Genomic DNA, 14,113 nt, shown 5'->3' on the forward strand with positions numbered 1-14,113 from the left:
GCTACTCGATGCCCAGACGCTTGATCTTGCGCCACAGCGACACGCGGTCAATGCCCAGCAGCCGCGCAGCCCGGGTGCGGTTGCCTCCGGTCTGCTCCAGCGCCTGACGGATCTGCAACACCTCCTGCTCTTCCAGCGTCCGCAGCGGGGCCGCGTCCTCGTGCACTACGCGGGCGCGGGTCTCGCGCAGGGCGCGCGGCAGATCGGCCAGGGTCAGATTCGCCGTACGTGCCAGTGCCACCCCGCGTTCGATAATGTTGGACAGCTCGCGCACGTTCCCGGGGTAGTCATGCTCGACCAGGCGCTCCAGCGCCTCCGGCTCGATGTCGTCGATGCGCTTGCCCATCGACAAGGCGTGGCGCTTGAGGAAGTAGTAGGCCAGCAGCGGGATATCGTCGCGCCGATCGCGTAGCGGTGGCAGCAGCAGGTTCACCACGTTCAGACGGAAATACAGGTCCTCGCGCATCTCGCCACGATCCACCGCACGATCCAGGCGCCGGTTGCTGGCGGCGATCACTCGCACATCCACCGGGATCGGCGTCCGCCCGCCGACCCGCAGCACTTCGCGTTCCTGCAGGACCCGCAACAGGTTCACCTGCATCGCCGGACTGGTCTCGGCGACTTCGTCGAGGAACAGTGTGCCCCCCGCCGCGGTCTCGAACAGGCCCTTCTTCTGCTGGGTGGCCCCGGTGAACGCGCCCTTCTCGTGGCCGAACAGCTCGCTGCTCAGCAGTTCGTCCTGCAGTGCCCCGCAGTTGACCGCGAGAAACGGCCCCTCGGCCCGCGCGCTGTGGTTATGGATGTAGCGCGCCAGCAATTCCTTGCCGGTCCCGCTCTCGCCCGTCAGCACCACATTGCAGTCGGTGGGCGCAATCTGGCGCGCGGTCTCCAGCAACCGCTGCATGGCCGTGTCCTGTGCCACCAGGGTCGCCTTGCGCCCGCCCTGGTCCACTTGATCGCGCAGGGTGCGGTTGTCGCGCCGCAGGCGGGTGAATTCCACCGCCTTGGCCACGACCTCGCGCACCTCGTCGATACGAAACGGCTTGGCAATGTAGTGGAAGGCCCCGGCCTTCATCGCCTCCACCGCGGAGTCCAGGGTGGCGTGCCCGGTGATCATGATCACCGCCAAGTCCGGATCCAGCTCGCGCGCCCGGCGCAGGATCTCCATACCGTCCACCCCGGCCATGCGCAGGTCGGTCAGGACGGCGTCAAAGCGCTCCTGCTCCAGTGCGCGCAAACCCGTCGCTCCCTCCTCGCGGGTCGTCACAGAATACGGGGAATGCCGAAAGACCTGCTCCAGCTGGCGGCAGGCAATCGGCTCGTCGTCAATCACCAGCAGGCGCGCCTCCCGCATTTCGCCGGCCGGAGACGTCCGATGACCGTTGTCCTCGCGACTCATGCGCGGTCCCCGCATTCGCAGGGCAGCCAGACCTGGAACCGCGTCCCGCCCATCGGGCAGCGACTGACGCCGATTGCCCCTCCGTGGTCCTGGACGATTTCCTGGCCCACGAACAGGCCCAGGCCCGAACCGCTCCCCTCGTCCCGTCCGCGGTAAAACGGCTCGAATACGTGATCCAGCGCCGCGTCCGGGATCCCCGGGCCGTCGTCGTCGATCGAAATCCGCACGACCGGGGTCGAATCCTGGCCGTGCACCACAAGATCGCCGACCACATGCCCGCCGGGACCCGGCCTCAGGTCAGCCAGGCGGCCCCGCTGGGCCTGGATGTGGACTTCTACGTCGTCGCCCCCTGCCTCGAAGGCATTGCGTAACAGGTTCACGAACACCTGCTGCAACCGCTCGGGGTCCACGGTGACCTGGAGGGCATCATCCACTCGCATGGTCACCTGATCCGCAGGGAGCGTGGCACGGATCAGATCGAGTGCCCCGTCCAGGATGGTCTGCAGCGAGCGGCACTCCTCCCGTTTGGGGCTCCGAGGCTGCTGGCGCGAATACATGAGCAGTCCGCGCACGATGTTCTGCGCCCGCGCCGTCTCGCCCTCGGCCTGCTGCAGCCACTCTTCCAGCAAGGCCGGATCACCGCCCCGCCCTTCCTCCGCGACCAGCTGCAGTGCCGTGGAGATATTGCCCAAGGGGTTGTTCAACTCGTGGGCTACACCCGATACCAGCACCCCCAGGGCCGCCAGCCGCTCGGAACGGCGCAGATCCTGGCTCCGCGCATCCAGCTCATCCAGCATCGCATTGAAGGCGTGGGTAAAGGACACCAGTTCACGATCCTGGTTGGGCGCGGTCAGACGCCTGCGCGACCCCGCCCCGATCGCCCGCAGCTGGTCCTCTACCGAGCGCAGCGGGGCGAGGATCCGCCGCGCCAGCCACCAGCCGCCCAGAAGGACCAGCACCAGCACGATACTCGTCGCCAGCAGCAATTCCGTACGTGATACCTGAACCCCGGTGCGCAGGTTCTCGCGCTCGCGCTGACTCAGCACCTTGGTCAGCGCCGAGGCCTCGCCGCCGGCGTTGCGAATGGACTCGACCAGCTGCTCGCGCCGCTCACCCGCCAGCCCGGGATACCGGCCCAGCCCCGTGCGATACAGCTCCAGAACGGCCTGTAACTCGTCGAGCTCGCCGGGGCGCGCATGTTGCGCCAGCGCCGCCTCGTTCTCGCGCACCCGTTCCAGCGCCGCCTCGGCATGGTCCCGCGCCGCAGCCAGGTCCCCATGCTCCCCGGAGCCATAGAACTTCTTCTCGAAGCGGCGCATCTCGAGACTGTCCTGCAACAGCTCGGCTACCACGTCCCCCTGTTGCAGCCGCGTCTCGATGGTCGAAAGCGCGATGTACTGCGCGAGCACCAGACCCAGCACCAACCCAACCACTCCGGCATACACCCAGCGGACCTTGCTGCGCAGACTGCGCCCCATAACGTTACTCGTTGCAATAGCGACCGCTACATTCTGCAACGCCCGGATGGTCGCCCGCAACGCTATTCGCGGCCCCTCACCTAGTCAAACGTTACAGGGTGCAACACACGCCTCCTCAGCACCGCATCACAAACCGGATAAGTCATTGTTTTCATGGAGTGGCACGCGATCTGCATAGAGGCTTCGTGGACGAACCACAACGGAGACATCGATGCCTGCCCTGAGCCACACCATGAAACAGATCCTCGAAGGCCTGGCCTATGCCGACCTCGCCGAGATGCAACCGATGGGCGACAAGTATCGTGCGCTCGCAAACGATAACCCGACCGCGAATCCGCCATCGGTCAGCGCACCTCAAGCCGCTGCGCAGCCCGCACCGCGCCGGCGGATTGGCCTGTTCGTCGGGCCATTCGCCCCGCGCCCCGTGTTCGACTATGCCGCCGACAGCTGCGAGCGCCTGGATGCCGAGCTGGTTGTCCTGACCTTTCTGGGCAAGGCCGAGGCAGGCGCGCTGATCGACGGCTTCATTCGTGACACTGGGCCCCTGCCGCACGGCGTTCACATCGAGGCCCTGACCGGCGACCCGGAACGGGCCCTGCGCCGGGTCCTCGGTCGCGGTCTGCGTCTGGACTTCCTGGTCTGCGACGAACAGGGCTACCTCGGCCACCAGATCCTTGCCACCGAGACGGCCGCGGAATTGCCGGTGGTCATGGTCGCCGCACCCCGCAAACCGCGGCCGGGCGACACCCGGACCGCGCCGTCCGGCGCCGCGCTCCCCTCCGCGGGCTAGTCATCCCCGTCGAGTTGCAGACCCGGCCGCAGCGCATCGCGGCCGGGCCGAACACGTTGGCCCGAATCCGAAAAAAGGAACACCCCACCTACATGAATACCGACCGGATCTACCGCCTGTTTCCCTTTCTCGCCTGGTTTCCCATGTCCGGGAAATCCGTCCGTGCCGACGTCATGGCCGGCCTCAGCGTCGCCATGATCCTGGTGCCCCAGGGCATGGCCTATGCCACACTCGCGGGCCTCCCGGTGGTGTACGGGCTGTACGCCTCGGCGATCCCGGCGATCGTCGGCTCGCTGTGGGGCTCCTCGCGCTTTCTGCATACCGGGCCGGTCGCGATGCTGTCGCTGCTGTCGGCCGCGTCGCTCGCGCCGTTCGCGGTGGCCGGCACCGAATACTTTATCCAGCTCTCGATCCTGCTCGCGCTGATGGTCGGCATCATGCGCCTTCTGCTGGGCGTATTCCGCCTCGGCATCCTGATGAACTTCGTCTCCCAGCCGGTCATCGTCGGCTTCACCAACGCGGCGGCGCTGATCATCGGACTCTCCCTGATCAACACCTTCTTCAATGTCCCGAAGCCCGATACCGGCGCCTTCCTGACCGACTTTGCCGGCGTCATTGCCCAGCTGGGGGAGGCCCACTGGCCGACCATCGCCTTCGGCGCCGGCACCCTGGTCACCCTCATCGTGATGCGACGGATCATGCCCCGCCTGCCGGGCGTGCTGGTGGTCGTCGTGCTGGGTACGCTACTCAGCGCCCTGACCGGCTTCGAGAACAACGAACGCATCACGCATGGGCAGATCCAGGCCACCGACGTGCGCAACCTGTACCAGGAGCTCGCCGCAACCCGCACGGAGATGGGTACCACGTCGGAAGAGTTGAGCGAGGCCAACAGCGCACTCAAGGAGGCCGAGAAGGCGGGCGAGGAATCACCCGACCTGGCGGTGCGCGTGGCCCGCCTGGAGGTCCGCGAGTCGCAACTCAAGCGCGAACTGAGCGACCTGCGCATAACAGCCCACCAGGTGCGCCTGGAGCGCACCGAGACCGCAGACGGCCAGGCGCGCTACCGCGCCTGGCATGCCGATGCCGAGGGCCGCCCATGGCGGCTGTCCGGCTTCGACGAGGAGCGCATCATTGTCGCTTCCGGCGGCCAGGTGGTCGGCACGATCCCCCAGGGACTGCCCAGCCTGCAGCTACCGGTGCTGGACTGGGAGGTCATCCCGGCCCTGCTGCCCGCCGCGTTCGTGATGGCCCTGATCGGCTTCATGGAGGCGACCTCCATCGCGCGCGCGCTCGCCGCCCAGCGGCGCGAGAAGCTGAACCCGAATCAGGAACTGATCGGCCAGGGTCTGGCCAACATCGTCGGGAGCTTCTTCCAGTCCTACTCCGTCAGCGGCTCGTTCTCGCGCTCGGCGGTCGCGGCCCGCTCCGGCGCACAAAGCGGACTGTTCGCGGTGGTCAGCGCGATCGGCGTGCTGATCACCATGCTGTTCCTGACCCCCTATCTCTACCATCTGCCCCAGGCAGTGCTGGCGGCCATCGTGATATCGGCGGTGTTCGGCTTGCTCGACTTCCGGGCCCTGGCGCGGTCGTGGACCATCAACCGCGCCGATGGCCTGGCCGGGTTCCTGACCTTCTTCGTCACGTTGTACATGGCCCCGGATCTCGCGAATGGCGTGATCGTCGGCGTAATCCTGTCATCGCTGCTGTTCCTGGTCGGCACCGTGCGCCCGCGCTCCGAGATCCAGGGCCTGCGCCCCGACGGTTCCCTGGCCGGGGCGATCAGCAACGACCTGCGTCCGGCCGGCCCGAACTTCACCGTACTGCGCTTCGATGCCTCGTTGGTGTTCATGAACGTCGCCCACTTCGAGGACGCGGTCATGGACGCCGTCGCGCGCAACCCGAATGCCCGGGCGGTGCTGGTGCTCGGCAACAGTATCAACCGCATCGACGCCTCGGGCGTGGACAAGGTGCGCGCCCTGATCAGCGATCTTGCGGCCGCCGACTGCAAGCTGATGTTCAGTGGTCTCAAGAAACCCGTCCGCGAGGCCATGGAACGTGCCGGCCTGCTGGACGAGATCGGCCGCGGAAACATCTTCCCCAACAAGCGCGTCGCCCTCGCCGAACTGCAGCAGCGCGCCCTCGGCACCCCGGACCGAGTGGAAACCGCCAACCCGGCACCACCCGGCGCTCGAGGCGACGATAATCCATCGTGAAGGGAGGCCGGGACTCGCCCATGCAAGGCCGGCCTTCCCGTCTATACTCGGCAGAAAGCGAGCATGCAACCCGTGGCGAACCCGAATTGACGCGTTTCGAGGAGATCCAGCTGGACGGCGCACACGCGATTGGGCCTTTGCGTGGGGGCCGCCTGATCAGAACCTTTCCTGACGCGCCCGGGGCGCAATGCGATACTGACGCGCAGCCGGTCCTTGCCACTCCCCAGAACCCACCATCAGGTCTCGAACTCATGAATCTGCGCCTTCTCTACCTTGCCGTCGCCCCGCTCATCGTCCTGCTGGCGGCGTGCAGCCCCGGTCAGTCCGACACCATCCCGCTCGAGTCGATACAGGCCATCGTCGACATCGGCCAGGAACACGGTTTCGACACCTTCGAGGAACTGGAGGCAGAAAGTGACCGGGAATTCGTCCTCAAGGGCTGGGACGACGCACAGCTGCGCATGGAGACCCGGTTTAATCTGGATGGTGATCTGCTTCGCGAAGAACGCGTACGCGACCCCGATCACGCGGCGGGCATGACCGCCCAGATGATGCTCCGCTCAGCGGCTGTCGCGCGGGATCACGGCATGCTCCGCTTCAAGGAGATCGAGTTCGAAGACGACGGCGTCATCGAGCTCGAGGGCATCACCGAAGACGGCGACGAGCTGAACATCCGACTCGATGGCGAAGATTTTACGCTGCTGTCACTCGAACGAGATTGACGAAACGCTAACCCCTTCGCCGCCCTCGAACCGCCCCCGGTCGGCATGACCGACGCGCGAGGGTTCAGGCCTCCGGGCGCAGGTGCGGGAACAGCAGCACGTCGCGAATCGAGGCGCTGTCGGTCAGCAGCATCACCAGGCGGTCGATGCCAATGCCCTCCCCGGCGGTGGGCGGCAGGCCGTACTCCAGCGCGCGGATGTAATCGGCATCAAAGTGCATGGCCTCGTCGTCACCGGCGTCCTTCTCCGCAACCTGGGCGCGGAAGCGCTCGGCCTGGTCTTCCGGATCGTTCAGCTCGGAGAAGCCGTTCGCGATCTCGCGCCCGCCGACAAACAACTCGAAGCGATCGGTGACGAACGGGTCATCGTCGTTGCGCCGCGCCAGTGGCGAGACCTCGGTCGGATAGGCGGTAATAAAGGTCGGGTGACGCAACTGGTTCTCGGCGGTGTACTCGAAGATCTCGGTCCACAGCTTGCCCAGACCGAAGCTCGGCTTGATCGGGATCTCCAGGCGCTCGCAGTGCGCGCGCACCTTCTCGATATCCTCGAGGTCGGCGTCCGCGATCTCGGCATTGTGGGCCAGGATCGCCTCGCGCACGCTCATGCGGGTGAACGGCTTGCCAAAATCGTAGCTCTCGCCCTGGTACTCAATGGTGGTCGTGCCCAGCACGTCCTCGCACAGTCCGCGCAACAGGGTCTCGGTGCGATCCATCAGCGCGCGATAATCCACGAACGCCTCGTAGAACTCGAGCATGGTGAACTCGGGGTTGTGCCGCGTGGACAGCCCCTCGTTGCGGAAATTGCGGTTGATCTCGAAGACCTTCTCGAAGCCGCCGACCACCAGGCGCTTGAGATACAGCTCCGGCGCGACGCGCAGGTACAGCGGCATGTCCAGCGCGTTGTGATGGGTGGTGAACGGCCGCGCGGTCGCCCCGCCCGGGATCACCTGCATCATCGGCGTCTCCACCTCGATGAAGTCCTGATCCTCGAAGTACTCGCGGATGTAGCGCACGATCCGGGTACGGGTGCGGAACAGCTCGCGGCTGTCCAGGCTGGTGATCAAGTCCACGTAGCGCTGGCGATACCGCTGTTCCTGATCGGTCAGGCCGTGGAACTTTTCCGGCAGCGGACGCAGGCTCTTGGTCAGCAGACGCAGCTCGTCGAGCTGGACCGTCAATTCCCCGGTCTTGGTCTTGAACAGCGTGCCCTGGCCACCCACGATATCGCCCAGATCCCACTGCTTGAACGCCGGGTACACGCCCTCCGGCAGGCTGTCGCGCTGCGCGAACAACTGGATGTCGCCCGACTGATCGCGCAGGCGGATGAAGCTTGCCTTGCCCATCACGCGCTTGCCGACCATGCGCCCGGCGACCGTCACGCGAATCCCCTGGGCCTCCAGCGCCTCGCCTTCGGTCTCGTCGTGCGCGGCGTGCAGCGCACCCGCCAACGCATCGCGACGGAAATCGTTGGGGAACGCCGGACCGGCCGCGCGCAGCTCGTTCAGCTTGCTGCGGCGCTGCGCGACCAGTTTGTTCTCGTCAGTGGTTTCGGTCATCAGAAATCCATGCAATAGATAGACTTACAAGCCACTCTTGAGACTGGCTTCAATAAAGGGGTCGAGGTCGCCGTCGAGCACACCCTGGGTGTTCCCGACCTCCACGCCGGTGCGCAGATCCTTGATCCGCGACTGATCCAGCACGTAGGAGCGGATCTGGCTGCCCCAGCCGATGTCGGACTTGGTGTCCTCCACCGCCTGCTTCTCGGCATTGCGCTCCTGCAACTCGCGCTCGTACAGCTTGGCGCGCAGCTGGTTCATCGCCATCTCGCGGTTCTTGTGCTGCGAACGCCCGGCCTGACACGCCGCCACCACTCCGGTCGGGACGTGGGTAATGCGCACCGCCGAGTCGGTGGTGTTCACGTGCTGACCACCGGCGCCGGAGGAGCGATAGGTATCGACCCGCAGATCGGCCGGATTGATCTCGATCTCGAAGTTCTCGTCGATCTCCGGGGAGGCGAACACCGACGCGAACGAGGTATGCCGGCGGTTGCCGGAATCGAACGGCGACTTGCGCACCAGCCGATGCACGCCGGTCTCGGTGCGCAACCAACCGAAGGCGTACTCGCCCTGGATGTGCACGGTCGCACTCTTGATCCCGGCGGTCTCGCCCTCGGAGAGTTCGGTGACCTCCGCCTTGAAGCCCTTGTGCTCGGCCCAGCGCAGGTACATGCGCAGCAGGATGTTGGCCCAGTCCTGGGCCTCGGTGCCCCCGGAACCGGCCTGGATATCGAGGTAGGCGTTGGCCTCGTCCATATCGCCGGAGAACATGCGGCGAAACTCCAGGCCCTCGATACGCGCGGTCAGCGCCTCCACATCGGCCTCGACCGATGCCGCCGTCTCCTCGTCATCGTCCGCCTCGGCCATCTCCAGCAGGTCCCGGCTTTCATCCAGCTGGGTGCCGATCTCGCGGATGTTGACCACCACGCCCTCAAGCTGGGCCCGCTCCTTGTTCAGCGCCTGGGCCTGCTCCGGGTCGTTCCAGATATCCGGGTTCTGCTCCAGCTCGCGCTGGACTTCCTCTAGCCGTTCTTCCTTGGCAGGGTAGTCAAAGATACCCCCTAAGGCCTTCCAGGCGGCCTTTCAGGTCATCGATCAGGGAATACAGCGCGTTCAGTTCCATGGCAGTTTCCGTCGGGTGCCGTGGCGCACACGGCAGGTTCGATCACGTGGCGAGAAAAGCCGCGCAGTATAACACCCGACAGCGGCTTCAGGGCCGGCGGGGACGGCGCCAGAACGCCAGCGTGTCGCGGCGTTCCAGCACCAGGGCGCCGGCGCCCGACCCGGCCGTGGATTGCGGATCAACAAATTCGAGCGCGCCCAGGCCGCCACGGATCAGAGCCCGCAGCTTCGGCGCCACCACGTCGTCGGCAACCGACTCCAGAAGCTCGAGCCGGCGCTCGAGCGACGGCGCCGCCTCCAGTGCCTCGACGACGACCACGGTGTCGCCGGATTCCGCCGGGTCGGCCGCCGGGTCGGCCGCCCAGTCGATGCCGGCACCCCGCGCCAGCCAGTGCGCGACCACACCGCCGCCACACACACGGCCCACACTCGTTGGGCCACCGGGATGCCCGGGCGACCAGGGCCAGAGGCCATGCACGGCCCCACGCCCCTCCCGCTCGCGCGCCAGATTCACCGGGTGCTGGAACCAGGCCATCTGCAAGGCGTTGGCCAGCACCTGCAGGCGCCGAGCTACATCGCCCTGCATCGACGGCGCCACCATCGCGCGCCCCATGCCGATCGACGGTGGCGGGCCCGACGCATCGCCCGCGGCGTCCATCCGCAACTCCCACAAGCCGTCTTCGCTCAGCGCCAAGGTCGCCCCGGCCGCCTCCAGTTCCGGCTGTGCAGCCGACCACAAGGCCTCGCGCTCGGCCTCCGACACCGGATCCACCGGATAGGCCACCAGGTCCTTCATCCCCGCAGTCAGCTGCACCGGCTGGACCAGCCAGGTTCGCCAGCCGGAATCGGTTGGCCGGTATCCCAGCCGCTCGGCCAACGCGGCCTCCCACCCTGGTGCTTCCGTGCCGGTGACCCCGCTCCGCGCCCGTCCCAGCCAGCGCGCCAGACGTCGCACAGAGAGCGGAGGCGCACCGGCCACCGCACCCTCGGGCGCTGCCCACAGGCCGGGCAACAGGTGAATCACCCGCCGGCTTGCACCCGGCCGCGTCATCGATCGGACCCGTAGCGCCCCTTCGGCACGTCGCGCTCCTTCGCCGGATCGTCCTCGATGCCCGGCGTGATGCGACCTTCGTCGTCATACGGGAGCCGGACATGACCGTAGCGAAGCACCAGCACTGCGCCTGCCAGAATCAGGACCCCGGCAGTCACCGCGATCAGCTCCCATACGTCCATGTCCTTCATGTCGATGATCACGTAGCGCGCCAGCGCGACGATCGCGATGTAGATCGGCAGGCGCACCGGGAGACGCCCGGAACGCAAGTAGATCCCGACCATCGCCAGCACCTCAAGAAAGATGAACAGCAACAGCAGGTCGGCCAACCCCACCCACATCGCCGAGACCATGGTGGCGATTTCCTGCAGGATCGCGATCACGGTGGCGACGGCGATCACCACCAGCACGGCCACTTCGACATGATGCAGGGCGCGGCGCCCGGCGCGTTCGACGTTCATGCATTCACCACAATTGCCCCAATACGTCCGGCCATCCTACCACCCGCCCCGGGCACGAACGCTCAATTCTCCCATTGGTCTATACCAATAGACACAACGATCTGAAGCACCCGCGATGACTAAACCTCTCCACATCAAAAGTCCGCCCGCTACGCACCGCATCCAGTGGTCCGCCGCACGCGGTTTCGTCGCGGGACTCGTCCTGCTGTTGCTCGCGCTGCCGGCCGCCGCGGAGGACTACCCCGCCGATTCCGCAATCGCGTGGCAGGACTGGGACAGCCAGCTTTTCGAGGAGTCCGAGGCACGCGAGCGGCCCATCTTCTTTTATTTTCACGGCCAGTGGTGCACTTGGTGCCGCGACTTCCAGGACGAGTCCCTGGAGAACCCCGACGTGGTGGACACCATCGACCAGCATTACATCCCGGTCCTGGTCGATCTGGACGAACGTGCGGATCTGTTCCGGCGCTACGGTGGCCGCGGCCTGCCCTTCGTGGTCATCGTGAATCACGAGGACGAGATGCTGACCCGCTTTACCGGTCACGTGAATGCCCGCGACCTGCAGAGCATCCTGGTGGCCCAGCGGGACATGTTCTCGGTCACCGGTCGCGAGATCACGCCGGACGATGCCGCGATCGACGATCTTGATGCCTTCATGGAGATGCTCGACGAGGTCTATGATGCCCGCGCCGACCGCCTGAGCGGCAGCGCCACCTTCGGCACCCTCAGCAAGCGCCCGCAGCCCTGGACCTATCGCTTCCTGCTCACCGCCGAAGCGTGGCGGGATCGCATGCCCGGGCTACTCGACCAGATCGCGGAGGACCTCTACGACGAGGTCGAAGGCGGCTTCTTCTTCTTTCACGACCCGGACCAGCGCGACCCGGTCCTGGCACTGGAGACCTCCAAGCGCCTGGACCAGAACGCCGCCTTCCTGTGGCTGTTCTCGAACGCCTACGAGACGCTGGGTGACGAGCACCACGCCGAGATCGCCCGCGGCATCCGCGACTACCTGCGCAATCAACTATGGGACGAGCGTCAGCTGCGTTTCGGCAACAGCCAGTACGCCGACCGCGACTACTACCAGCTGGACCCGGAGACGCGCACGCAAACCGACCCGCCCCGGGTCGACCGCAACACCTACGCCGACACCTCGGGCCAGGCCATCGCCGCCCTGGCGAACATGGCGCGGGTAATGGAAGACCGGGAAACGCTTGAGTGGGCGCGCGAGGCCCTGACGGCGCTGGATCGCTACCTGCAGACCGAACAGGGTTACCTCCACGGCATCTCGGCTACCGGCCGCCCGGCAATGGGGGGCTACCTGCCCTCGCAGATCTGGCCGGAGATCGCCCGCCAGGAATTGGCGCGCGCCACGGAGGCACTGGACGGGGAGCGACCGGAGATGCCCGACCCGCTCGCGGCACTGGACCGGCTGGAACCGTTCTTCAACAAGGAGCTGGGCGCCCACGCCGAGCGGATCGGCACCGATCTGGAACCCTGGTCGGAGACCCGCACCCAGGCGGCGCTGGCCTGGTGGCTCTACCACCTGCCGGACGCTGCCATCGAGGAATCCCACATCGATCGCGACATGGTGCGCGAACGCCTGCGCATCGAGCCCGGTGCCGACCCCGACGACGTCGCTCTGGGCTTCGACGCCCTGCGCCGGGGCTTCTAAAGCCCCGAAGCAAACCCTCGCGGTCGCTTATCCGGCGTCACACCACCCCCGGTTTCCCAGGATGGCGAGCCGAACCTGCGATGGGCCTGGCTCGGCCGTTACGCCTGTTGACGGAAGCCCGCGACCTCGCCCTGTAGCTTCTGTGCCAGGGCCTCCAGGGCCTCCACCGCCTGCTGCATCTCGTTCGCCCCGTCGGCATTGCGCACGGCGATGTCGTTGATGTGGTGGATGTTGCGGTTGATCTCTTCCGCCACCTGGCTTTGCTCCTCGGTCGCGCTGGCCACCTGGCGGGTCATGTCGTCGATGGCGGTCACCGAGTCGTGGATGTACTCCAGGGTCTCGCCGGCCTCGCCCGCCTTCGCCACGGAGGTCTCCGCATGCTGCTGGCTGACCTCCATCGCCTGCACCGCACGGGTGGCCCCGCCCTGCAGGCGCTGAATGATCTCGCGGATCTCCCCGGTCGAGTCGTTCGTGCGCTGTGCCAGGTGGCGCACTTCGTCCGCCACCACCGCGAAGCCCCGCCCGGCCTCGCCGGCCCGCGCCGCCTCGATGGCCGCGTTCAGCGCCAGCAGGTTGGTCTTCTCGGCGATCTCCTCGATGACCTGCAGGATCGTGCCGATGTTGTCGCTGTCACCTTTCAGCTCCACGATCACGTTGTTCGCCTGACGAATCTCGCCGGCCAGGGTGTTGATCGCCGCCTGGGTCGCCTGCACCACGGTGCGCCCGCCTTCCGCCGCACGCGTCGCCTGCCCCGCGCTCTCGGCCGTACTCTGCGTGTTGTTGGCGACCTCCTGCACCGTGGCAGACATCTGGTTCATCGCCGTGACCACCTGCTCTACATCACCGCGCTGTTCGTGAGTGGCACGCGTCATTTCATTGCTGCGCCCATCCAGCTGCCGCGCCGAGGCGGCAATCCCGTCCGCCGCGTCCGCAACCTGGCGAATGAGCCCCGAAAGCCGGTCCATCACCGTGTTGAAGGCCGCGCCGGTGCGCCCGATCTCGTCGTCGGTCGTCACCTCCACCCGGTGCCCGAGATCCGCGCGGCCCTCGCCGATCGCCTCCAGCCCCTCGGCCAGGCGCTCCATGGGGCGCGTCAGCACATTGGCGTAGAACCAGCCAATACCCAGCGCCACCACGAACGCGACGATCCACAGCACCCACAGCAGCCACCACAACTGGGTCACCAGCGCCGCGTCCACACCCGCAGCGAGATCGCCCTTCATGGTGTGGAAGGTCACCCCGCCCATGATGGACAACGGCACGGTGCTCACCACGATCACCAGGATAATCAGCTTCAGTCGCAGCCCACCCAACGGTCCAATCTTCATCGACGCCCTCCTTTCCGTCCCTTAACGACCAGCCGATCCCGGTCTTGAGCCCGACACAGTATCCATCCGCCCCGCCCCTATCGTCTTGACCCGGGTCAACCCCAGGTCCCACGACAAGCCGAAAAACCGTTTCACCACGAAACGAATGAAGGCACGAAGAAGATCAACGGCGATTGCGCCAGAAAGGACACGGAGTTCACGGAGAGGATGGAAAGGCTGTCAACTTGAAGCAGGGGGCTCGCTTGGTTTCAGCGGTGGGGCCAGCGGCGATGGCTAACGGACGTTCCAGACAGAATTCGTCCTTTCTCTGGGTCCTCCGTGTCCT

Annotated in this window: 11 protein-coding genes; 4 read left to right on the forward strand and 7 right to left on the reverse strand. The window is 66.4% G+C overall.

The window, feature by feature from the left end:
* Position 1: 1 nt before the first annotated feature.
* Both G335_RS0112130 and G335_RS0112135 read right to left on the reverse strand, forming a co-directional pair.
* Positions 2 to 1,399: a sigma-54 dependent transcriptional regulator gene (locus G335_RS0112130; RefSeq protein ID WP_026304837.1), complete on the reverse strand. Its 1,398-nt coding sequence runs from the start codon at positions 1,397 to 1,399 to the stop codon at positions 2 to 4.
* Entirely contained in the window at positions 1,396 to 2,877 is a 1,482-nt protein-coding gene (locus G335_RS0112135) for a HAMP domain-containing sensor histidine kinase (RefSeq protein WP_018176918.1), read from the reverse strand. Before G335_RS0112135 ends, G335_RS0112130 begins: the two co-directional genes overlap by 4 nt.
* A gap of 211 nt (positions 2,878 to 3,088) precedes the next feature.
* On the opposite strand from G335_RS0112135, the gene G335_RS0112140 reads away from it, so the two are divergent.
* The 3 genes from G335_RS0112140 (at position 3,089) to G335_RS0112150 (ending at position 6,602) form a co-directional block, all read left to right on the forward strand.
* The gene (locus G335_RS0112140) at positions 3,089 to 3,667 is read left to right on the forward strand and encodes a hypothetical protein (RefSeq protein WP_018145881.1); all 579 of its coding nucleotides are present in this window, start codon (positions 3,089 to 3,091) and stop codon (positions 3,665 to 3,667) included.
* 92 nt (positions 3,668 to 3,759) lie between these two features.
* Positions 3,760 to 5,880, forward strand: a complete 2,121-nt coding sequence (locus G335_RS0112145) for a SulP family inorganic anion transporter (protein ID WP_018176919.1) — start codon at positions 3,760 to 3,762, stop codon at positions 5,878 to 5,880.
* 251 nt (positions 5,881 to 6,131) lie between these two features.
* On the forward strand, positions 6,132 to 6,602 hold the full coding sequence (locus G335_RS0112150; protein WP_018176920.1) for a PepSY domain-containing protein: 471 nt from the start codon (positions 6,132 to 6,134) through the stop codon (positions 6,600 to 6,602).
* Between the two features lie 64 nt (positions 6,603 to 6,666).
* Here G335_RS0112150 and lysS read toward each other — a convergent pair whose 3' ends face one another.
* From lysS to G335_RS0112170, 4 genes are all read right to left on the reverse strand, one after another.
* The gene (gene lysS / locus G335_RS0112155; RefSeq protein ID WP_018176921.1) at positions 6,667 to 8,157 is read right to left on the reverse strand and encodes a lysine--tRNA ligase; all 1,491 of its coding nucleotides are present in this window, start codon (positions 8,155 to 8,157) and stop codon (positions 6,667 to 6,669) included.
* A 24-nt stretch (positions 8,158 to 8,181) separates the two neighbouring features.
* Positions 8,182 to 9,280, reverse strand: a protein-coding gene (gene prfB, locus G335_RS0112160) for a peptide chain release factor 2 (RefSeq protein ID WP_155986721.1) whose coding sequence is annotated in 2 segments (ribosomal slippage) — positions 8,182 to 9,207 and positions 9,209 to 9,280 — 1,098 coding nt in all. Because the reading frame shifts where the segments join, the coding sequence is not laid out codon by codon here.
* Positions 9,281 to 9,367: 87 nt separating this feature from the next.
* Positions 9,368 to 10,156 (reverse strand): hypothetical protein, encoded by a 789-nt coding sequence (locus G335_RS0112165; protein ID WP_018176923.1) that lies wholly within the window; start codon positions 10,154 to 10,156, stop codon positions 9,368 to 9,370.
* A gap of 170 nt (positions 10,157 to 10,326) precedes the next feature.
* Positions 10,327 to 10,791 (reverse strand): phosphate-starvation-inducible protein PsiE, encoded by a 465-nt coding sequence (locus G335_RS0112170; RefSeq protein ID WP_018176924.1) that lies wholly within the window; start codon positions 10,789 to 10,791, stop codon positions 10,327 to 10,329.
* A 115-nt stretch (positions 10,792 to 10,906) separates the two neighbouring features.
* Between G335_RS0112170 and G335_RS0112175 the strand changes: the two genes are divergently transcribed.
* Positions 10,907 to 12,460, forward strand: a complete 1,554-nt coding sequence (locus tag G335_RS0112175; protein ID WP_026304838.1) for a DUF255 domain-containing protein — start codon at positions 10,907 to 10,909, stop codon at positions 12,458 to 12,460.
* Positions 12,461 to 12,558: 98 nt separating this feature from the next.
* Here the strand turns inward: G335_RS0112175 and G335_RS0112180 are convergent, their stop codons facing one another.
* Positions 12,559 to 13,788 carry a methyl-accepting chemotaxis protein gene (locus G335_RS0112180; RefSeq protein ID WP_018176926.1) on the reverse strand — a complete coding sequence of 410 codons (1,230 nt, stop codon included), beginning with the start codon at positions 13,786 to 13,788 and terminating at the stop codon, positions 12,559 to 12,561.
* Positions 13,789 to 14,113 lie beyond the last annotated feature (325 nt).

This window comes from Thioalkalivibrio sp. AKL8 (assembly GCF_000380525.1).
GTDB lineage: Bacteria > Pseudomonadota > Gammaproteobacteria > Ectothiorhodospirales > Ectothiorhodospiraceae > Thioalkalivibrio > Thioalkalivibrio versutus.

Excerpts from the sequence above, each read along its gene's own strand:
- G335_RS0112170 (WP_018176924.1), bottom strand. The coding sequence starts at position 10,791 with ATGAACGTCGAACGCGCCGGGCGCCGCGCCCTGCATCATGTCGAAGTG.
- G335_RS0112150 (WP_018176920.1), top strand. The coding sequence starts at position 6,132 with ATGAATCTGCGCCTTCTCTACCTTGCCGTCGCCCCGCTCATCGTCCTG.
- lysS (WP_018176921.1), bottom strand. The coding sequence starts at position 8,157 with ATGACCGAAACCACTGACGAGAACAAACTGGTCGCGCAGCGCCGCAGC.
- G335_RS0112130 (WP_026304837.1), bottom strand. The coding sequence starts at position 1,399 with ATGAGTCGCGAGGACAACGGTCATCGGACGTCTCCGGCCGGCGAAATG.
- G335_RS0112145 (WP_018176919.1), top strand. The coding sequence starts at position 3,760 with ATGAATACCGACCGGATCTACCGCCTGTTTCCCTTTCTCGCCTGGTTT.
- G335_RS0112140 (WP_018145881.1), top strand. The coding sequence starts at position 3,089 with ATGCCTGCCCTGAGCCACACCATGAAACAGATCCTCGAAGGCCTGGCC.
- G335_RS0112175 (WP_026304838.1), top strand. The coding sequence starts at position 10,907 with ATGACTAAACCTCTCCACATCAAAAGTCCGCCCGCTACGCACCGCATC.
- G335_RS0112135 (WP_018176918.1), bottom strand. The coding sequence starts at position 2,877 with ATGGGGCGCAGTCTGCGCAGCAAGGTCCGCTGGGTGTATGCCGGAGTG.
- G335_RS0112180 (WP_018176926.1), bottom strand. The coding sequence starts at position 13,788 with ATGAAGATTGGACCGTTGGGTGGGCTGCGACTGAAGCTGATTATCCTG.